The following is a 22,571-nucleotide window of genomic DNA, read 5'->3' as shown; positions in this document are numbered from 1 at the left end:
TGACGGGGCAATCTTTCTAAGGGGGTGGGGGATGAGGTACAACCGAACGAGTCGGCGGGCGTCATGGCTGCCGTGCGCCGCTCTGTTGACGCTCCTTTGTCTTGCGACCGCCACTCCTGCAACGTCCGCCGCAGTCCGTGAAGACAACTGCGGTGCACACGGTACCTGCGTGAATGCGCTGTATCAGAAACTGGCGCTCATCAATGGCGGTCCTTTCGAAACCGGCGGCACTATCGTCATTCGCGAGCCTCTGATCTGCTTTCCCCGCGGTGCGAGCAGGTTGAGCGGCCATGCCTGGTCGTCCGACAAGAAGCGGCCGGCTGCCATCATCCGCGAGATCAAGGAGCTGGGAGCCCTGCTCCTCGCGGCGTATCGTGACAGTGGCAGGCCGTCGAACTCGCGCCTGCTCGTCCGCGTTTCGGGTTTCGCCGACAGCGAGGGCGGGGACGATTCCAACCTGAAGCTTTCGTTCCAGCGTGCGCAGACGATCGCCGCACTGTTGCGACAAAGCGCGCCGGGCGTGCCGCTCGCGCTCGAGATCGAAGGACGCGGGCAGGCCAAGGCGAATTCAGGAGCAGGCGGCGCTTGTGCGGATCCTGCCAGGCCGGCCACCGAGGCTGCAGGCGAGCCGGCGCCGCAACCGTCCCATCGTCGGGTCGAGATCGAGATTCTTTCCGCGGCGCTGACGCACGCGTCGGCTCCGTCGCCCGAGTCCGACGATATGGCGCTTCGACTGTTTCCGGAGGGAAGCATGCCGTATGGTCCGTTTCGCGTCACGCTCGCTGAGGGCGACCTGAAGATTGACGCGATCAGCAAGGCGTGCCGGACACCGATCGCGGCGCCTGCGCCGGCGGCTCCCGCAAACCGCCCGCCGGACGAATTCGAGTATCCATCGACACCTTGGGTCGAGCTCGCTCGACCTGGCGGCAGCGTCGATTCGGCGAAATACCCTCTTCACCAGTTCGAGCCGAACTTGTCCGGCTCGGTCGAGGTCGTCCCGGTTCGCCGCCTCAACGGATCGCGCACGACCGACGGGGTACGCATCGTCCTTCGGCTCGCCAAGGCCGAGAGCACGCCATACCTGATCCCCGGATACTGGGCCGTCGCCCTGCATCTGGCGACGCTACCTCAAAAACTTACGTCTTCCGTCGGAAATCCCGCCGTGGAGAATCCGGCCACGAAGCCCTGGGAACGGATCGTCGATTGCTACGCAAGCATCGCCGCAGGACGAACGGCTTCGAAACTTGTTGACGAGAGTCACAAGCTCCTGAACGGGCAGATCGTATCTGAAGTGGTTTCGCGCCTGCCGAAGACGATCGACGGGATGATGCTACACACGCATCGGGCGGATCGAAATTTCCATTTCTTCGATCTGCACCCGGGGATGTCGCTTCGTTTCAAGTCGACCAGCGTGGATCCGGTGTCGCGCACGATGCAGCCCGGCGGGCCACTGGATCTGGCCACCCAGGCCGATCCGATTGATCCCTACGCATTGGTTCCTGGGCCGCGAAAGGTGGCCGCGCCGCGCGGGCGCGCCGCCTCTGACCTGTTTTTGGCGTACATGTTGTCGGGCAGGCTTAACCGGCCGAGCAGCCTCGGGGCGGAAAGCGCCGAGGCCGAGAGCGCCAAGGCGGAGAACGCCAATGCCGAGAATGCCAAGGCCGAGAGCGCCGCCGGGGCTGCAGTGGAGGCCGGTACCACGCTTAAACTCGGGGCCCTCGCGTCCCATGTCGTCTTTGAGGATTTGCTCCAGCAAGGGGTTGTGCGGGTTTTTCTCCCGAGAAACTTGCGGCAGGTCCAGACCATAGCGACTATTCCGAGCCCGGCCATTTATTTCAGCAAGGCGCCTGACTCGCTAGCTCAAAATCCGGCCACGTTGATCGTGGCGGCGCAGGATCTGGCCGCGTTGGACAAGTTCACAGCCGACGCTCATACGACCGCATTCGACCGAACGGTCCTTTGCAAGCCGGAATATCAGGTTGCATGTGCGGTCGCCCTCGGTGGCCTGACCTATTCGCCGAACGTCAAGATCGAGATCGGCGGGCAGGATCGTCAGGTGCCGCTGGGAGCACGCCTTGCACATGTCCTCCCGGCGGATATTCAAAAAGGCTGCTTCGAACCGATCAAGGACGCCACCGATCAATGGCCGCCCGGTGCACGGCTCGGCAAGGCGGTGACGATTGAACTCGGTGGCCTTCCAGCCCCCCTGATTATTGACCGTAAGGATTGTCGTTTACTCGGATTGCCGTTGACCGAAGGGAGTCGCATTTCATGGTGACATTTTCCCGTTGTGGAACTTCGTCCATTTTTGCCAACGATGCTGTAAACCCCAGAATCCTGTTTCGTCCTATCAACGATGTCGCGTCGGAGCCGTCGTTGACCTTGGACGACAGCGTCGTTCGCAACGGCATCTTTTGGGTGCTGCCGTCAGCGCAACCGTTTGCCGGACTTTCGGAGATCGTTGCATGGCTCGATCATCGGGCGGCCGAGCAGGCAACAATCGGGCTCGCCCAGACAGCGGAGCGAATTGCTTTCGGTCGCGCCGGCGGCGGTGTGCCGCTGTTCGTATTGAAAGGCGGGCGCAGCGGGTCCTTTCCGCTCGGCGCTAACCAGGTCCAGCTCGAGGATCCGGCAACAGGATTGCTGGAATACGTCCTTGACCTCGACCGATCGATGCTTTCGGCCGGCCCGATCGGTCTGGTATTCACGCCCCAGGGATCCGGACATGTTTTCGGTCGACGGCGCGCACTGGACACAAGCCGCTCGCCCTTCGCCATCATGCAATTGGAGCTCGATCTCACGGACGCTTCCGCGATCGGATGTTTCCGTGGCGAGGGTCACCTCAGCTCGAGTAGCGATGTCCTGACGCCGACGTCGATCGACGAGATCGTCGGCGCGGGGCTCGTCAACCGCTTTACTTACCTGAAGCGGAACGATGGATCGCCCGCGACCTCTACGGAAGAGGCTGCCGTGCTGCACGGCGGCGAGGCCGGCACGAGAAGCGGTCGATGCGTGCTTTCGCTTGATCCGTTTGCACCGCTGGACCAGCTCCGGTCGTTTCTCCAACCATTGCCTCGCTCCGACACCGAAGCGCTCGTCCTGGCGATCCCGACAGCGCCCGGGCACGACGTTGAAGTCGTGCCGCATCCGACCCCGGCGCTGCAGCGGGGACCGGTTTTTGTATTCACGCGCCAGCCGCTGAAACTTGAAGCAGGTGCCAGTGACTACGACGACACGATGTCGTTGCGCGGGACCTTCAAGGCAAAGGTGAAGCCACCTGCGGGAGGCACCGAAGCCGGTGCGGCGCTCGACCTTGCGCTGCTCGGGCTGCTGCCTGGTTTTGCGCCCAGCGAGACTTTGGGGCCTTCAGCTTCCGGAACTGAAGCGTCCGGAGATATATTCGTCACGTTCGACCTCGGCCCCGCGATTGACAAGCGCCCGCCGGAGGGGTTTGCCGAAGCCGCCGAGAGCACTGCAGCCACGAACATGCCCGCGCTCTCGGCGCAAGGTGACAGCCTCGGCGTTACGTCGTGGATGAGCGTGCACCGCGGCGATCCCTCCGGCACCATGCGAATGATCGCCGAGCCACCCAGTGGCCGCAACCTGAAGATGGATGGCGGTGTGCTCGAGCATGCGCCGCTCGAGCTGACGGTCGGGAGGCAGGACGCCGCGAATATTCCGGCGGGTTTTGTGCCTGTCCTGCCGCCGCGCGGCGTTCAGCAGGACAAGCGCAAGTCCGCTCAGGCGTTCGACATAGAAAGGCTGGCGCATGAGCGCCGCAAGCTGGCGGCCCCAAAGGGATATACTGTCACCGAGAGTTCGCCCGCGACCGAAACCGATCCGGTCATCAGCAGATCGACGACGCCGCTCGGCTTCGAGGTCGAGCGCCTGCCGGACGGGCGCATCGCGGCGATCGTCTTTGCCGTTTCGGTTGGCACCGCCAAGGGGCAGCCGGCGCAGTTTCAATTTGCCGTTCGCGGCCGGACCCCGGGCGGAGGGAAGGGGCCGGTGCTGCCGGCCGTTGCCGACGCATTGATCCGCAATCGCTTGTTCCTGGTCGCGAACAAGATGCCCGACGTGACGGCGCAAGGTGGCACCTCCCTCGAGAGCCGGTTGGCAATCGGGGGCTGGCCTTTCGATGTCGGCATTCCGGGCGCAGAAGGGCGCGCGGACCGTCAAAAACTACGCCCCGAGACGCTTTTCATCATCAAGGGATATGAAAGCAGAAGTATCATCGAACTCGCCGATGACCCGGCATCCTGGTCGGGCAGGGATCAGTTTCTGCGCCCGGGACCCGAGGGAAAAGAGGATCCGACCGCGAATGCGCGTGATATCCTTAAGGCCTTCATCAACCGTGCGAAGACAGAAGCCGCTGCCACCGACTCCGCTGCGGCCAGGCAATACCAGCTACTGCTGAGCATTCTCAACGACGGCAACTGGGCCGGCGTTCTCATCATCAATTGCGATCTGGGGCTCGGCGATCTCCCCGCGCAGGTCCAGGGTCTGCTCGGCGGCATGGATCTCGACCGGCTGCGCGGCGAGTATGTTGCAATCGAACTCAAGGGTATCGGCAATTCGGGCGGGTCCACAAAATCGCGCCTTTCCGGTCTGGTCGACTATCGGGACGACGGCTCGGCGATCAAACCTGCCCTAGCAAATGAGGAAGAGCCCGAACACGACGGTTCTTACGGCTTCAAGATCCGGCGCTTGCTCGTCAGCTTTGCGAACGGCGAAATTTCGACGTTTCAAGCCAAGATCGACTTCTACCTGGGACGTCTGTTCCATGGGTTCGGCGACATATGGGAGAAGAGAGGGAGCACGGCCTGGCAGAGAAAGGGTGACTCCATTCTGTCTTTGGTCGGACGCTACGAGCGGATACGCGAAGGCGGAGCCACGCGTGAAGTATACACCTATGAGACCGACCCCGAGCAAAGCTTCAGATACGCCGCCAAAAAGGAGGGGCAGGTTGCACCTGAAGAGGGCGATGAAGATGCAATCATCCGTATAGTCGACGTCAATCGCATTGCTTATGTGACCGACGATTCGAAACCCGACGGGGCGGATGCAAGATCGGTCGTCTCCCGCTTTCTTCTGGACGGCAGGGTCAAATTTGGCTCCCTGGGCGGGCTTGATGTCATCGATATCGAGGCCCTCGATTTCAGCGACATGGGCATTGCGACGGGGTTCAGGATTCCGAACCTGCCCGGCCACGCGATTGAGCGAGCCCTGCGAATGTTCTTCAATCCGGGGCGGCTGCGCTTTCAGTTCGGCTCCGCCGCCAAGCGGCCCGGCCGCGGATTCTGGTCCTCCTTTCCATTGAAGTTCAAGGCTCTGAACCTGTTCGGGAAGGGATTGAGACTTCCCGATCTCGGCTATCTTGGATTCGGAAATTTTCCGGAGACCGACGGCTTCCGCTTTGGTCTCGAGTTCGATCTTGATCTCGGATTCCTCGGCTCGCTGGCGCCGAAGAAGGGATTCAAGCTGTCGGTGCTGTTCGGCTTCAGTGACGGAGTGAGGACGGGTGGCGGATGGGCTCCGCGCTGGGCGCTGGGCATCAAATTCCCGGAAAGCGATGGCAAGCTCGACATCGGCATCGAAGGCGTGATCAAGCTGCGGGCCGAACGGTTCAAGATTCTCGACAAGCAGTTCCGGCCGCCGGGGGGCGGCGCTTCATCGCAGATCAAGCTGCTCTATGCGATCGGCGCCCAGCTCGAAATTCTCGGATACAAGTTTCCGAAGGATGAGGCAGGCATCTCCCTGTTCCTGTTCGTGGACCCCAAGACGCTGGGGAGCGGACAGGCGTCGAGTGGCATCGGCTGGTTCGCCGCCCGCAAGCCCATCGATGGCAAGATTGGCGTGTTCGATCTGAAGGCGATTGCGCTCGGGCAGCGTGTCGATCCGCTTCCGGCGACCCTGCCTCCTCCCAGGACCACCAAGGAGGTCGTCGGTCGCTTTACGGCCCTGACATCGAAAGCGCCGTATGATCAGGATCCTGGAAACAACGAGGCGGCCGCGCTGGACAAGATATCCACCGCGATCGAGAGGGACTACATCCGCTTCGACCCGTCGCGAGGCTGGTCCGTCGGCTTCTCCGCAGTATTTGCCGATCGCGTTGAGCTCGGCCTTGCGATGCGCGACGACGACATCTATGGCATTCGCTTCGGTGTCACGCTTTCGCCCGGTTCCAGCGACTATCTCTTCTCGTTGGATGTGCTGTATCGGAAGCTCAGTGAACAGCTCGGCGTCTATTCGATCGAGATCGTCGCGCCGCCGGCCTGGCGTCAGCTGGAATTCGGCGTCGTCAGTGTCACGCTTCCGGCGATCGCATTTGAGATCTATACCGACGGCGGTTTCACCGTCGATCTCGGTTATCCCTTCAACAAGGATTATGGACGCGCCTTCGGCGTACAGGTATTCCCGTTCATCGGATCTGGCGGGCTCTACTTCCGCCGCGTATCGGGGCCTGCTGCATGGTTGATCCCACAGCCTAGATTTCACCAGGGCGGCGGATCGGGCGCATTGATCGTCGATGATAGCCTTCTGACCTACAAGCCCGTCACCGAGGTCGGCATGGCGTTTCGTGTCGGCCTCGGCAAGGAGATCAACAAGGGTATCTTTCGTGCCGGGCTGTCGGTCACGGTGTTCGCCGAGATCGAGGGAGGCTATGGCGTGCTCTGGCACGATCCGGCTCGCCCGGAGGTGCGCCAGTGGACGCAGGCAGCATCCACCTTCGTCGCGATCCGCGGGCAGGTCGGCATACTCGGCGAGATATACGGCTATGTCGACTTCGGCATCGTGAAGGCCGGAGTCTCCATTCGCGTATGGGTTGCCTACGGCTTCGATATGAAAACGGACCACCGCATTCGCCTCTATATCGAGGCGGGTGTCAGCGTGCGGATTTCGGTCGTGATCGCCCGCTTCAGGGTGTTCGGCAAGACCATCGAGATCAGTCTGCATTTCAGCTTCTCGACGACCGTAGACTATTCCGTCTACGTCGGGTCGGACCGCAACACGCAGTACTACCTGTTCCAGCCGCGTGCCGGCACCGAGTCGATTGTCGTGACCGAAGCCGGCAGGCCGCGTCTGGTGTTCAAGGAGCCGCCGGCCTGGACCGAAAACATCAATCCGGCAGACTGGCGGCTCGCACCGGATCTTGGGCCATGGCGGATGCCCGTGTATCTGATGCCGGACATGACGCTCGCAGCGGCAGCCGACGCGTCCGTTCGCGCCAACGCCGTTTTTCTCGGCGTCATTCCGGATAGTACGGCCGATGGGCATCCAGTCGGCGGATCGAGCCTGGCTGTCTTGATGGCGGCCTGGACGATCGCAAACACCACGAACCGGAGCCCCGGTGTCGCCTTGCGCGATCACGAGATCACGTTCGACACGCTCGACAGAATTTCGCTTTGGGTTGCTGCGGGCGACACGATCTTCGACGGAACCGCCCACGCATCCGAGCGTCGGAAGCGCCAACCGTCTTTCCTGTTTATCGATGCGCTGTTTCGGACCAATGTCGACGCGACGATCTCGCGTGCGCCGGACGCGGTCGATGGTGCCGCGCAGATCGGCGGCGTGTTCTTCCCGCTTCCGCCCACCGCGACGATCACACGGAGCGGATTCGCCGAGTCGGAATGGCCGGCGACGACGCGCCTTGCCGACAAGCAGGTCGTCAACGATGCCTACCGCGAAAAGATCGACGCCGAACTCCAGCGTCAGATGGCCGCTCTTGCGCCTTCCCGAGTTGCCGAGTCGCTCGGCGCCGAGGCGGAGCCGCAGCGGCTCCCGATCGCGCAGGTCCTGTTCGAGGACTATGTCGGGTTGATCATCCGCGGCTCGATCTCGCGCCTTTGTGCCATCGCCGCGGAGAAGATCAGGACCGCGGCGCCGCGTGCGGATGGATCGCCTCATGCCTTCAGGCTGGGCGATCTGCTCGACGAACTGGAACGGGACGAGGTTCGCTCCGGCGTTCTCGCAATGGCGACACGCCTGTTCTTGCATGGACCGCGGCTCCCCGACCCGGATTCGCCGCCCGCCGGCGTCCTGCCTCCGAACCTTGCGCCCGGAATGCATCATGGTCTCTACCAGCTCGCCTGGCTGCAACATCCGCTCGGGCGCCCCGCCGTCCCGGCTGCGCGGCCGGCCTTCGTTGTTGAGACGGGAGATTCGTTCCTGCGTGGCGGGGCGCTCACCTTTGCTATCGACGGCGTCGAGAGCGATGCCTTGGTCCAGTTCGCGGCCAGTGCGCACCTGTTTACCGACCTTGGCGGGCGCATCAGCGCCGCCGACAGGTTTCGAACGGTGCCGCGCGACTTCGCCGTGGGGCGCCCCCGCGTTCTCGGTGGCAACCGTGCCCATCTGGTCCCGTTCCCGGCCGAGGTCATTCGTCACCAGGCGAGGACGCGTAGCGAGGGCCTTGTCAGTCGTCCAGCCCTCCGTGCCTTCAGAATCGGCGAGCGGACGCGTCCGGAAGCCGCGGCAAAAATCGGCTCGCACGTCGTCATCGCGGTGACGCTGCGGCTGCAACTGGTGAAACCGGCCCCGGGTGCTGCCGTCCTCGATCGCTTCGAGATCGCCGGTATGCCCGAAGGCGATCGCGTTTGGCTGGATGCCCTCAACCTGGAGGCCGGCGGCGCGCAACGGATCGCACGCGCCGAGTTCTACAACGTCAAGCCGGATGGGCTTGAGCCGCTGGTTGGTGCAGCGACTTCGGCCGTGGTCGTGCAGAGTGACCTGTCGGCCGAAGCAAGGCCTTTCGGAGCGACAGAGCTGGCCGCGGAAACGGCTATCTCGGAGACCTATGTGGCTTCGATCGACGAGCTTCAGGCTTTTGTCGAAATCGTGCGGCGCGCGGGCGTCACGAACCGCGCCGGCACGAGTATCGGCTGGCCGACGGCTGGCAGTTCGATCCAGCAGGTCCCGCCTCGCCCGGAGGGAGATGGAAGCACGCCGCCGATCGAGCTAATGATGATCCTGTACCTGACCGAGGAGAGCGCGGGATACGCGAACGCAGTCGTATTCGATGTTCCTGCCGACCAGGACGATCCTGCGGCTTATCTGGATGGTCACTCGTTCACGTTCCAGATCGACAGCGAAAACCCGTTGGCGCGGGCGGAGCTCAGCGAACCAATCGCTCCGGCCGGGGTCTTGCCCATCATCGTGACGCGGCCGGAGCGGCCCGCCGTTCCGACCGGTCTCAACGAGGAGCTTTGGGACCAGTTCGCCGCGCGCTTCTCCATGTTCGCCTATTCGGTCAGGGATGACAATGCCGAGCTGGTCTCGATATCCGAGAGCCTCGCTGTGGGGCACACCGACGACGAGGGCGTGACGGAGATGCTCACCTACCGGCTGGCCCTGCCGTTCGCCAAGCTGATGAATGCGAGGTCGCCCTATGCTGCCGTAGGCACGACGCTGCAGCTCGCCGGTCAATGGCGCGACGTCTACGGCAACGATTGGTCGGGGCCGCCGCTCGCGAGCGTCCCGATCAAAATCCGATACTCCGATCGCCTGATCCCGCTGAACGATTTGCCCGGGCTGCTGCTCGCATGGTGGCCTGGCAGCACTGCCGGCCGGCTCAACGTAGCCATGGTGCTTGATCCCCGCTCTGCGTCGTCAATCGTGCCGGAAGGTGAAGGCCCCCTGACCGACGACCAGTACCGGGCGCTGATTGAAATGTCAGATCGCGCCAGGGTCATCTACGCCCAGGCGGCATTGCAGCTTCGTGACGAACACATCGGCGTGTCGTTGACCGATGGCGGGAGCGAGCAGACTCGTGCCCTGAAGCGGTCGGTCGCGTTTGCGAGGCCCGACGTCGAGAAGCTCTGGAAGTTCATGGAGGCTGCCAGCGCAGCGTTCGGTGCGATGACGAGCGTGAGAGACTTGCGGACAATTCCGGCGACGACGGTCAGGACGGAAGCCGAACGGCTGTTGTCTCGCGATCCTGTCGTGTTCGGATTTGATGTCGAAGTTTCGGATGGAGAGTTCGCTGAGCTTGCATTGGCGCTTCGGGTCGAGCGCACCAGCCTGGATGGGCTGGATGGCACTGAGCCTTCCGATGTGAAGAGCGTGGTTGTGCCGTTGCCGCTGCCGCTGCGCCATGACGGCTCTGCCAAGCCTGCAAACACCGTGGCGTTCCCCGCCGGTTTTGGGCGCACCCTGGAAGAACTGGAGGCTTCCATGGCACACTTTGCGCCGCAGTTCCTGCTCGCAACGGGGTATGGCAGCGTCCCGGGGCTGGTCGAGCGGGCGATCTGGCTGGTGCGGCAAGACGTGCTTCCGCCGGCCAATCATTTCACCACCGCCGTGCGCCACGACCTCGCACTGCCACCCATTTCAACCGGCCTGCACAGCTTCGTTGCCGACGTGCCGACGTTCGGGGACGAAAAGCCCGTGCGGTCGGTTGGCTTCGACCGGATCGATGCAGATGCAACCGCTGCCCGTGCGCTTACGCTGTACGACGAAGTGCTCGATGTTCCGGCCGTGCAAAGACTGTCCGACACGCAAGGAGGCCGCGACGCTCTGCAGCAGATCCTGATCGCCAAGGCGTCGATTGCCGCGTCACTTGTCGCAGATCTTCGCCCCGTTCTCGATGGCCGGCCGGCCATCGGAAACGTTCCAAACGCGATTTTGAAGGACAGGGTTCTGATGCGGCTCTCCGCTGCAGATGCAATCGACACGATCTCGTATTACGAGGATCAGGCTGCCGTCCCGCATGACGAGGAGAAGCGACCGCAGGCCTATGGAAGCATCGTGTCGCGTGACACCGGCGTCGTGCCGTACACGATGCGGCCGTCCGCGATGCAGATCGGAGCTCCGGCGAGCGGGAGACGGCACTTGTTTGTCACAACCGACGTGACGCCGAACTACGACAAGAACACCGTTCCTTCGCCGGCCGGGTATCGGCTGACGCACGTGCAGCGATTGCCGCGACCCGCACTCGAGGCCGTGGTGCCGGGAGATCCGGGGCGTTATCGGCCGACCGCATGGCTCAAGCTCGCGACACCACGGGTCTATGAGCTGCCCGATGCGGACATCCCGATCGTGCGAAAGCGGTATCCGCGGACGCCCGCGATCGAGGTTGAATCAATTAGAGACACGGTGGCGAACACGATCGGCGATGCGCGGCTTTGGAGGCATTCGCGAACGTGGAGCTACGAAGGCAGCGGAAGCGATCGACTCAAATTGACCCTCCGCTACAATCCGGGAACCGGCCCATTGCCCACGGAAGCATTACTCGGCCTTACCCGGGACGCGCTGCGAGCAAGGGCGTTTGCGATCTTTGCCGAGGCGGTCGAGCCCGTTCTGCGACAGCTCGGCAGGGAGGCGACCGGCGAGGCTGCTGCCAAATTCCTCGCGGCACGCGCGCAAGACCTCGCAAGCGCATTGTCGCAACAGATTATCGAATCCGAGGCCGCGCTGGTCGAGCGTCTCGATGTTTACGATGTTGCAGAGGAGGTCATGGCTGACGGCCGGCGCCGTCTTGTCATCAAGCGTGATAAGAGCCGCGCCGGTCTGCCCGGGCCCGGGAGCTTTGAGCTTTATTGTCCGGCCGACGCCGCCCATCCGAAGACCGACGATGTCGGTCCGCTGATCTTCAATGAGGGGGATCTGGCGAAGCGACTGAGACGGCTCGATGCGTTGGATCTCGACATTCTTGCCTATCGCTCCGTGCAGACGGAGCTGGATCTGACACGTAATGCCGAAATCCGGGGGGAACCTGTCGCCAAGGAATTCGTCTATCGGGTTCCGACCGTTGCGTCGGGTGCTCCGCTGGTGCCCATACTCACCGTGGCCGAGGTGGAGATGGCGTCGCAAGCTCGCTCGTTCGGCGAACACTTCGCCGCAATGCTGAAGGATCTGCTTGGGCCGCGCGGTGGCAGTGCTTCCGACCACGACGCGATTCTCGGAGAACTTTCATTGGATGTGCTCCTCACCTTCGAGCCGCTTCTTGCTGAAGAGGTCGATATCAAGGGAGACGGCCTGCACGTGTCGGGCCTTGCGCGCTCCGGACTTCGGACCGGGGACTGGGCGGGCTGGGTCGGCCCGTTTGTCGAATCGGTAGCGGCGTGGCGCCGGTCTTATCGGCCCGCAGCCGGCGGCAATTATGTCTTTGACCTTCGTGTATTCGAGGCTGCGTCGAACCGGCCGATCATCCGGATCCGGCGCTGCGTCCTTCCCGCAAAGTTGATTTCTGGTTGACGGTAAGGGTTTAACGAAATGAATCTGCAAACGAAGTGGTGGCGTATTTCCGCGGCAATGTTGGCATTCATCGTGGCTTCCGCGGTTTCGCTCGGATATGCGGAGGCGGCGACGCCAAGCTACCTGCGATTGGTTGTCGGGGGTGTCTGTCTGCTCGGCGTATTTATGTTTGCAAGCGGCATCACCGGCGTGAAGACCGCGCTGGTCGACGAGTTCAATTGCTACTCACTGCAGCGCGTCATTACGTTCGGGTGGTTTGTCGTCCTCTCTTCGGCCTTCCTCGCAATTTCGTTCTGGAACGTTGCCTTGTGGAAGGCGGGCGGAAGCGGCGTGGTGCAGTCCTTCGTTGAGATTGATGCAAGCATCTGGGCGCTCGCTGGTGTCGTGCTCGGGGGCCTCGTCGGAAACGGCGTGGTTAATTCGATCCATGCCGCGACCCCGCCAAAGGATGCAGGTGCCCACGAGAGCGCTCTCTCCCCGGACCCCCGGCGCCAGGGGTCGATGTACCGCAATATCGAGATCGATGACGCGAAGCCTGCCGACATTACAACCAATAGCCAGTTTGGCGTTCAGAACACCGTCGATATGACGGCCGTGCAGCAACTGCTGCTTCAAGCCGCGGTTCTCGTTGCCTATGTGGTCGCGGTAGGTCGGCTTGTCGTGGCAACTGCCAGCAACGAGCCTATCGGACATCTTCCGGGTCTTCCCGCCGAACTGTTGGCTTTGCTCGGCGTGAGCGCGGTGGCTCAGGTCGGAAATGCAGCGGTCCCGAAGGCCAAGATCAATGGTGAGGCCGCGGCCCCGAAGCCGACGGAAAGATTTTGGACCGAGGGCCGCGAGCGGGCCGCGGAGAGGCTCGCACATGAAAAGTCTGGTCAGGAATCCGGCGGGCTGCCGATCACCTCAGGTGTTCTCAGTGCCCCAGAATGGGATTTGTTCAGGCAAAATCCCGTCGTCGGCGCTCTGGTTCTGTTACACGCGAAAACTGCCGTGAACGAGGCTCTCGCCCGCTACAAGTCGACGGCGCTCGAAGACGACAATGGCGATGCCTTTCGTCATGCGTTGTGGAACGCCCGTATGGCGGCCGACAGCGGCGTGGGCGTTGTCTGGGCCGAGAAATGGGCGACTACGCATGAGGACGGAAATCCCGGCAAGCCGCTCGCGACGCAAATGGACTTGTTCAACAACGGGGTCGGCCGCAAGGCGGGCGACGGCATGAAGGTCGATGAGGTCTTGAAAAAGGTGCAGGACTGCGTCGATACCGGCAGGTGCAGGGTCTTGCGCGCCGGAGTCCTGGTAAACTCGGACGGCAAATACAAGCTGTAGTTCGATCGCCGCGTCGACCGAATTTCGAATTTCAAGCAGCCATATGAGCCAAGGCGTACGCTTGCCTGGATTGAGTCAAGTGCCGCATTGACGAGCGGTGGTCGTTCATGCATCTTGAAGTAGTATGTTGATCCTATTTTGTCTGCCTGGGCCCGCGCGAATGGCGGGACCCTGGGTGCGGAATGTGTATTGCAATCACGATAGCATGCTGTGCGTATGGCAAAGCAGAAGCGGACCAGGAAGGTCACCGTCAAGCCGCGGTCCGGCAAGGGCAAGGCCGGCTCGCAATCTGGCGCAAGGGAGGCGGCGGTCGCGGCCGGGCCCGTGACCCTGGACGAAGCGCGCGTGCTTGCCGGCGTATCAGCGCCGGCGCGGCCACGCGCGGCTGGTCTCGAGACCGCACGGGCAGCGGTAGCGCAGTCGCCCTCGCTAAGGACAATTGGCCAGGAGCGCGAAAAGCTGCGACGCGAACAGCGCAGCGAGCGCGTTCGCCGGACCCGCGAATACCAGGCAGTCATGAAAATCATGAAGGCCCGCGGCACGTTGCCGCCGCGAGCGGGACGCGGGGAAGGCGGCGCCGAGGCGGCAGGCGAGCGCGGCGAGGCGTTCGCGCCTCTGCAGATCCTCGCCGAAGGCGATTCGTGGTTCGAATATCCCGTGCCGCTGTTCGGCGGCGGCATCGTTCCGCGACTGGAGCGACGGCTGGGCGTGCCCATCCTCAACCTGGCGAAGACGGGCGATGAGGTTCGTTTCATGCTGGGTGTCGAGGAGCGCACGACCCTGACCGAACGATTGACGAACGGCAGTCCCGCGGGCGGCGATTGGGACCTGCTGCTGTTTTCCGGAGGTGGAAACGACATCGTCGACAATCCGATGGCGCTCTGGGTCAAGGACTGGAATCCGACTCAGCCACCAGCGGCGCACGTCAATCAGCCGCGCTTTGCTGCGGCCTTGGCGCTGGTGCGCGCCGGATATGAGGATCTGATTGCAATCCGCGACAAATGCAGCCCCGACACGCATCTCATCTTTCATGGTTATGATTTCGCCATACCCGACGGCCGCGGCATCTGCAAATTCGGACCGTGGCTCAAGCCGACCTTCGGTCTGCGCAACTTTCCGACGATTGCGTCGGGCCAAGCCGTCGTCAGCGAGATGCTCGGGCAGTTTGAGGCGATGCTGGAGTCGCTGAGCGGTCCTCGGGTGACGGTCGTCAGGACGCAAGGTGTGCTGGCGCCGCAGGTGTCCTCCTGGCACAACGAACTCCATCCTGCGAAGGCGGGGTTTGAGCAATTCGCCGACTTGTTTCATCAGAAGATCAAACAACTTTTTCCGGCGCGCGTCGCTTGACCGGCGACAAGTTCGCCGGCGACGCCGTAATCATTTTCCAGCAACCGCGGAGCGCGAACGATGGCCGACAAATCCCAACGAAGCGATCTGATCGAGTTCGTCAAACGGTTGCTCGCGCGCAATCCCGACGCGGCGCAGAGCATCGCCAAACGGATAAGGGACAAGGCCGGTCTCGAGACGGCAAACCTCGAGGAAGCGCCGCCAAGCCCGCGTGATGTGATTGACCTTTTGACACGCAGTCCGATCGCCGATCTGGAGACGATCGTGTCTGAGGAGAGACCGGTTTTCTTCGTCGAGCGAAATGGAGAAGCCGGTCTCAATTTTGAGGATGTGTCGCTTATCGGTGTCGAGGCACAGACGCTGTTCGAATTGTCGAAGCAAAGTCGCGCGGTTCCGGAAGGCTTGGTCGACCGGGTCGGCCGCATCGACCTCGTGGACTTTCCGGGCGGTGCGCCATTCGCGGGGACAGGCTGGTTGATCGATGCCGGAATTATCGTGACCAACCGCCACGTGGCGAATGTCTTCGCGCGGCGACAAGGGCAGGGCTTTGTGTTCCGTCAAGGCGCCGGCGGCGGGACGATGAGCACGGTTTGGGATACCGGTCATTTTCGCGATGCGGCATCTGGTGGGCTGCGCCGCCAGATTGCCGAAGTGCTCTACATCGAGCCGGATGATGGGCCGAACGACATCGCCTTCATGAGGCTTGCGTCCCTTGGCCACGGGGATGAACTGCCGCCGTTCAAGATCGCAGGATCCGACGCTCTGGAAAACACCGCCGTTTTCACGCTCGGCTACCCCGCCAAGGCACCGCCATCGCGCATCTCCGATCAGGCGCTGATGCAGCGGCTCTATCGTGGCATATATGACGTGAAGCGGTTTGCCCCCGGCTACATCACGGCGCCGCGTGCCGGTGCCACGACGCATGATTGCACGACGCTGGGCGGCAACTCCGGATCGGTGGTCGTCGATTTCAAGACCCGCGAAGTCGTCGGCCTGCACTTCGCCGGCATCTATAAGGAGACGAACCTGGCGGTCCCGGCCAGCCAGCTCAACTTTTACGTAGCGAAAAAGCGCTGGACCCTGCCTCTGGTGATCGCGTCCCGGCCGGCGATCGCACAGGCGCCGCAGCCCGCCCCCGGCGGGCGGGGCACGGTGAGCGTCACGGTGCCGGTCACCATCACGGTCGACCTCGGCACGATATCGACTGTGGCCGGTGCGGCCCGTGTCGGGATGTCGGTCGAGCATGCCGCCGAGGCGTTCTGGAAGCAGAAGCCGGAAGGCGTGCTCGCAGCGCGCGTCGGCTATCTTGAGGATGACGGCCGCATCGGCGATACGCCCTGCATCGCCGTGTCAGCGCAACCAGGCGCGCTGGAGGGGCTGCGCGCGGACGGACCGCATTCGTTCCAGGGCTATCAGGTCCAATACGCCCCGGCCACGGTCGAAGAGCAGCTCGAGGGCCTGATGTCTCTCGAGGCCGCCGCGGCTCCGAACGCTTACGACGACGATGCCCGCCGCGATCCAAAATACCAGTTGAGTCCGGTCGAAGAACTGATGACGGTGCGCGCGCACGTCAGCCCGGAATACGGCTTCGATGAGCTGAAGGCCTTTATGAGCGAGGATGCAGGCTCCTGGGTTTCGGCGATATACGAATTTCGTGCATCAGCCATTAGCGACCTGATGGCAAAACGTCTCGCTGCCGGAACGAAGATCATCCTGGCAGCCGACTTCAAGACGTTCGCTGACGTTGACGACGAGACTACCGAATTCGATGCAGAGGCGATCTTTCAGAAGTGGGCCGATCGGTTCGGCGATGGCAAGTTCAAGCGCATCGCCGTTCCGCTCGGAACAACCGGCCTGGTTCAGCAGTCCTATCACATCAAGGTCACCGTCCGGAACGATGACAAGTTCTGGCTGTCCTCTGGCAACTGGAAGAGTTCGTCGAGCCAGCCGATCATCGATCCATCCGAGCGCGACAGGGCTACGGAGGAGGACCTGCCCGGCAATCGCGAGTGGCACGTGATTGTTCAAAGCCCAACTCTAGCCGAGCGATTTCGCGAGCACATCCTTCAGGATGTGCGGCGGTCGCATGACCTTGGCGGCAAGGAAGTGCCGGTGAAAGCGGATGATCGCGAGCCGCTGGTCGATGTGCCGGAGTCCGTCTTCGAAGCCATCGAGCGGCCGCGCGAACGCCGGCCGCCAGCGCGGCTGAAGAAGCCCCTGGAGATCACCGAAAGCATTGTCGCGGCCCCTCTGCTCACGCCCGACCGCGAAGGCGGAGTGTACAGCGAGGCCGTTTTGAAGCTGATCCGCTCCGCAAGGCGCAGCCTCGTTTTCCAGATCCCCTATATCGGAATGCCGAGCAACCCGCGGCAGCATCGCGGCTACATCGACGATCTGATCGGCGAACTGACCGACAAGCTGGTTTCGCTGGACGATGCCCGCGTGATCCTGCGCGCGGACAGCAGCAAGAAGTTCTCGGATCCCACCCACTCTGCCTGGTATTTTAAGTCGAAGGGGGTCGACATCGACTCGCGTCTCAAGCAAATCCCCAACCATCATACCAAGGGTATGGTCGTCGACGGCAAGCGCGTCCTGATCGGGAGTCACAATTGGAGTGGCATGGGGGTATCGACCAACCGCGATGCTTCACTGATCTTCGATCACGCCGGAATTGCAAAGTACTTTGCGGACGCGTTTGAGATCGACTGGGATCGCGCCGACCCGGTCCCGCCCAAAAAGTTCGTCCCACGGCCGCGCGGCGAGGAGAGCGTCCTGATGGTTCCACCGGGAGACGAGGCGCCGCAGCGGCCCGGCTATCGTCGGATGCGACTCTCGGACTATCTCGCAATGGTGGATGAATGAGAGCGACTCAAGCCGCCATGTCCAACTGCCCATTGCCGCCAACATCGAGCAGATCGAAATTGCCGTGCTCCTTCAGCCAATAACAGGTCGGCCGTCTTCGATCTAGGTTGTCCATTAGCCGGGCCCCCCGGATGGGTGCAAATCGAACTTCTCCTCCATTTTGGACGACGTCTTTGGAAAGCTTGGAAAACGGGCGCAGGTCTATACGTTTTCGGGAAACCACGACATGTACCGGGACGGCGCGGAGATTTCAGTTGCAAGTAACTACCGACGCCGAATCTGGTGATCCACTTACAGGGGGTTCCGCTCGTTAGCTCGGGCCGGTCGCTCGCGAATCCCTCTGCAAAGTAGCACCCTGCGACAACATGGCGCGTGTAATATCAAGCTTGAGCCGGCCAACCCTCAGCTTCTTCGGTGTCCACATCGAAGAACTTGAGCGGTCGGGATGGCAATTGGCACTGGCTGTCCTATCTCGGCGTGCGCGAGAGCCAATCGTACACCTTCGATATTATGTCTTTTGATAATTGTTTTCTTAGTTGATTGTCTGCCTCGCGGTCGAACGATTTTATTAGCTCGTCCTTTTCCGGCGGTGTCTTCGATGCCTTCCAAATCTTCACCCAAACTTTGGTCATCGGATTTGAGCGTCGGAACGGGCGCCGACGGCGTCCGTCGGCGTCACGCCTATCTCATCGACGATCCCGAGCGCGGCGCGTTCACGCCGAGTATTGCTGCACAATCGCTTTGCCGCGCGCCGAGATTCCGTCCAGCACCGTGTCAAGCACCGGTTCTTTCAGGCCCTCGACCCTCGCCTCCTTCACGACGTCGCTGAGCGCGTCGGGAATCTTCTCGCCGAGCGCCACCAATCGCGCGATCATCTCGTCGGGATCCATTTTCATCAGTTCCCCCTGGCGTCTCCAATGCCGCGGCAGGACTTCTGAGAACTTGTAATAGCCGCCGATCTTCATCGCCATGCGCAGGCGTCGCCGCTCATGTTCGTCGTTGTCGTAAGGCACGAGGCTCAGGACGTCGTAGAGTGGCGCAAGAAACATCCGCCGGCCCGGGAGGTGGATGACTGAGAAGTTCTTCGCGTGCGCGTCGGTACCGAGCACCAGGAAGCTGAAGGCGATCATGTCAGCGAACGCCGCCTTGTCCGCCTCCGGATCGGTAGCATAGCGCAGCACGTCGTTGGTGATCTGCTCGATCGAGGGTCCGCCCTCGCTCTGGTACTTGACGGCGGGATGCACGCCGAGCGCCTGGCACATGTCTTCCTGGTGGAATCGTCTGACGACGCCATCCTTGTCGATCTCGCGGTCGTACCGGGTGACGACGATCGCGACCTCTTCGCCAAACTTCCCGACCTTAGCTTCGGCCGCCGTGATCCCGAGGTGGTTCGCGAGGCGCAGGCACGCGTACTCGTTCTCGGTCGTGCCTCGCAGGTGAGGCATCGGCGGCTTGAGGATGTGCGTGGTCGCCCGGCGGCCGCTCGGTACGCCCCATCGCTTTCCGTCGAACAGTAAGGCCATCTTCGGCTGCGCGCCGGCGAGACTGAAATGCCCCCGGTCGCCGTCGCGACGTCCCGTCCAGGTCCTCTCCTCGCGCAGGCGCTTGAGGCGGTTCGCGACCTCCGCCTCGTCGATCCACTGAACCTCCCCAGGCGAATCCGCATTGGCGGCCATCCACTCGTCGGTGACGATCTGGATCGCGCCGGCGCAATCCTCTCCGACCTTCGACAGCAGAGCGAACGCGCTGTTCGGCGACACGCCGTAGATCTGTCCCCATTTCTGCAGGGTCTGGTCGCTGTCCGGAAGCAGATTCCAGAGATAGTTGGCCACCTTCGCGCCGGAGTGCTTCTTGGCGGCGAGAGGCAGGGACATCGAAAGCGGAATTTGAACCCTGTCGGCCGCGAGCCAACCATCGGCGTACTCGATGGCCAGGACGCCGGTATCCATCTGCTCGAGACGGCCGATCGGGACGCCGCCCATCAGGACGTTCATGAATTTGCTCATCGCCGCCGTCCCTTGAGAAAGCTCGGCTCGTCGAGCGCCAGATCACCGGTATCCAAGTCGTTGTTCCGTAGAGATCCCGGCACACTGTCGATGTTCAGGTCGATCCCCAGCGCGGCGAAGGCCTTTAGCACCGTTCCGAGGCTCGGATTCTCCAGGCGGCCGGTCTCGAACTGCGAGATCCACTCTTGGGTGGTCCCCAGCGTCTGGGCGAGTTGCTTCTGGGTCAGCTTCCGCCGACGGCGGGCTTCCCGGACGGCCAGTCCTAAGTCACTGATTGTCTTCAAAATCATGCCGTCATCCCGTATGAGATTTAAGATATATAGGCCGAATATGATTTTTACGCGATATCAAAAGGATATTAGTTTTACATAATATCTTAGAATAGGCCATAAAACTCATATGGGTGCGATCGGCGCTCGCTCGCTCGCCCGCGATCAGCCTGAACGACTTCGCCGCCTTGGTTGCGGGTCCGCCGCATGACCACCGTGCCGCGGCCCCGGTGAAGTACCCGGGGGCACGTTTCTATGCCCACGGTGAAAAACGGATAAAGGCGGTCAACGTCTGCAGGCGAGGGCGATCTCGCGCAGGTAGATCTCCGCCTTGAGGAAAGCGATCTCGTCGTTGACAGCCGCCTCGCCGACGTCGATGTACCAGGATCTGGGCTGCCGTCGCTCCATCTGTAGCCGCGACGTTTCAGGACATCCTTCAGATCGAACGGCGACTGCTCGGCCCACAGCCTTACCGTTCTCTTTCGGGCTTGCTCTAGCAGCACCGCAAGCGCCGGCGCGCCTGCGGATGGTAGTCAGGATCTTGATGAGGGCGTGACAGTCGTCGGCCCTGTGCGCATGGTGAAAGAAGCCGGCACCGTTCAACAGGGATCCGAGTTGGGCTCCCGCGAATCCATGGTGGCGCCGTTCCACCTCGGTGGCCGAGCAACCCCATGCCTTGTGCTCGAACACGGCCCCGAAGCGAAGGCTTCGGATCCTAGGGCAATCAGCAGCAACGCAACAGTGACCCCCGCCGTACGATTCTCACCCTCCCTCTATATTCTGTTTGGCTTGGAGAGAGCAGGCCTGAATCGTGCAGGCGACGCAAATTAGCAATCGTGCGCTGGAGCAAAGTGCTCTGAGACTGTTGCTCGAACGCTTCGGTGCTGCAGCGTCAAAGGCCGGACAAGAGCGTGAGTTCTTTAAGACGTGGGGTCGTTCGCGGCTGTTACGCAGGCCGCACCGACCGCGTTGCTTTTGACGTCCTCGACCTCAACCGCGATTTCGAAGTCAGGAGGCGGTATCATCCAAACAGCACCGCCACTGCGACGTGATCGAGAAGGCTGGAAGTAGAGCGCCAGCCGCGCGTTGAACGCAGGCGTCCTCCGGTATCAGGTATCGAGCATCCCGACGAGCGCCGAAAAGCAGACAGTCAACTATCGGTCGCCGCTCGCGCTCTCGCATAAAAGGCCTGAAGTTTTCTGGACAAGAAGTTGCTCGGCGCGGCCAGAGCCGCATCGAACACCCAGTTTATTAGCCCCAACTGCTCTTTTGCGCGGCCATCCTGCTGATCGCTCTCAATCCTTCGCTCCATGCAGACGCGCAGGCGGGCCAACTCCCGGCAGAGGCGTGAAGGCGCGCCAAATAGTAGCCATCGCGGCAGCTGGTCGTAGAACATCTCATGCCGGCCGGTCTGTGCGCACATGCTTAGAAACCGCGACAGCGGAAACTCCATGGTGAGGACGCCAGCTGACTTCGCTTCCTCAAAAAGCCGTTTCTGCATACTCGCCATGGCGTCGAAAACTTCCAGGGCGCGCGTCATCGACGGCTGTTCCTGCTCTCGAGACCGCAAGTAGGCGCGGAGACGTTCGAGGCGTTCCCTTGCCGGTGGATGTGATCGAGGCGCGGTCTCTTGGGACAGATCCTCAATCCATGCAGCCAACGTCAGGATCAGCCACGCCCCCAGAGTGCCCGATATAGCCACATCATCTCCATCGGCAGAGCCGATCAATTCCCGAAACGCGAAACCATCAGCAGCGAATTCCATCTCGAAGTGACTTGTATCTGTTGTGGACAGGTCTCCAGCCGCCACATGCCCGCACTCATGCAGGAGAAGGAACTGGATTGCGAAAAATCTAAGGTTGCTCCCAGCCTCAAGTGGGTGCCCCCAACGCCGGACGTCGGTGACAAGTGGAATTGCTCCAAGTTCCCTGATCACGTCCGGCGTGTCAGCTGTTCCGAGGTGAACGTACCGGTGGATCATCATTCCGAACTGCCAGCCGATCTGCTTAGAACACCGCTTGGCGAGGTAGGGCCGGCTGGAGAAGCGGACCAGCCGACGCCTTAGCCGCAGCAGCCACGGCTCTGAATCCTTTCCAAGCCCCTTTTTGGTCAATGCGTTTCCGAGCGTCTCGCATAGACTTGTGTCCGCGGGCAGCATGAGCATTTCGGCACCGCTCGAGATTAACGGCATCGCACCCATCGGCAACGCGATCACGTAGCCGAGTCCTTGTGATGACCTGAAGGAGTAGACGTGTCCGTTGAATTCTGCGTCGTTGACGGTTCCGGACGCGATCCCCGCGTCCGCTCGGCAGATTTGGCGGAGAGCCGGAGACTTCGAAATCAAGTCCTCGAAGGCGTTGTGCACCCAGTCTGTCCGCTTCAGAAACGAGGAGTAGCGATCGATAAACGTCCCATCCGCGATGCCTAGGACCTTGAATTGTGCTTCCAGATCCGGCGGCGCCCACAATAGATTCGACCCACCGCCGCACGGCGGCACGAGCTTCAGTATCCAGTCCAGCAACTCGGTCGTTTTCTGCAGCTCGGCTAGGAGTTGTTGTGGCGTCAT

9 protein-coding genes are annotated in these 22,571 nt (G+C 62.1%); 5 read left to right on the top strand and 4 right to left on the bottom strand.

Annotation, left to right across the window (positions count from 1 at the left end):
• The first annotated feature begins 169 nt into the window (after positions 1-169).
• The 5 genes from ACVJ19_RS00655 to ACVJ19_RS00635 all read left to right on the top strand — a co-directional run bounded on the left by ACVJ19_RS00655 (position 170) and on the right by ACVJ19_RS00635 (position 17,730).
• Positions 170-2,278, top strand: a complete 2,109-nt coding sequence (locus ACVJ19_RS00655; RefSeq protein ID WP_456739345.1) for a hypothetical protein — start codon at positions 170-172, stop codon at positions 2,276-2,278.
• Positions 2,272-12,195 (top strand): hypothetical protein, encoded by a 9,924-nt coding sequence (locus ACVJ19_RS00650; protein WP_453947798.1) that lies wholly within the window; start codon positions 2,272-2,274, stop codon positions 12,193-12,195. Before ACVJ19_RS00655 ends, ACVJ19_RS00650 begins: the two co-directional genes overlap by 7 nt.
• A gap of 18 nt (positions 12,196-12,213) precedes the next feature.
• Positions 12,214-13,521: a DUF6973 domain-containing protein gene (locus ACVJ19_RS00645; protein ID WP_028143544.1), complete on the top strand. Its 1,308-nt coding sequence runs from the start codon at positions 12,214-12,216 to the stop codon at positions 13,519-13,521.
• Positions 13,522-13,845: 324 nt separating this feature from the next.
• Positions 13,846-14,868 carry a hypothetical protein gene (locus tag ACVJ19_RS00640; protein ID WP_148311847.1) on the top strand — a complete coding sequence of 341 codons (1,023 nt, stop codon included), beginning with the start codon at positions 13,846-13,848 and terminating at the stop codon, positions 14,866-14,868.
• Between the two features lie 60 nt (positions 14,869-14,928).
• Complete coding sequence (locus ACVJ19_RS00635) at positions 14,929-17,730, top strand: trypsin-like peptidase domain-containing protein (RefSeq protein WP_453947797.1); 2,802 nt, start codon at positions 14,929-14,931, stop codon at positions 17,728-17,730.
• 713 nt (positions 17,731-18,443) lie between these two features.
• On the opposite strand, the gene ACVJ19_RS00630 is transcribed toward ACVJ19_RS00635, so the two are convergent.
• From ACVJ19_RS00630 to ACVJ19_RS00615, 4 genes are all read right to left on the bottom strand, one after another.
• Entirely contained in the window at positions 18,444-19,712 is a 1,269-nt protein-coding gene (locus ACVJ19_RS00630; protein ID WP_453955054.1) for a type II toxin-antitoxin system HipA family toxin, read from the bottom strand.
• Between the two features lie 20 nt (positions 19,713-19,732).
• Positions 19,733-20,026, bottom strand: a complete 294-nt coding sequence (locus tag ACVJ19_RS00625) for a helix-turn-helix domain-containing protein (protein WP_035711448.1) — start codon at positions 20,024-20,026, stop codon at positions 19,733-19,735.
• 264 nt (positions 20,027-20,290) lie between these two features.
• Complete coding sequence (locus ACVJ19_RS00620; protein ID WP_306330604.1) at positions 20,291-20,413, bottom strand: hypothetical protein; 123 nt, start codon at positions 20,411-20,413, stop codon at positions 20,291-20,293.
• 742 nt (positions 20,414-21,155) lie between these two features.
• Positions 21,156-22,571, bottom strand: coding sequence for a hypothetical protein (locus ACVJ19_RS00615; RefSeq protein WP_035711445.1), 1,416 nt, complete (start codon positions 22,569-22,571; stop codon positions 21,156-21,158).

Source organism: Bradyrhizobium sp. USDA 376, assembly GCF_054063675.1.
The sequence above is the reverse complement of the archived record's forward strand: the minus strand, read 5'-3'. Positions and strand labels throughout refer to the sequence as shown.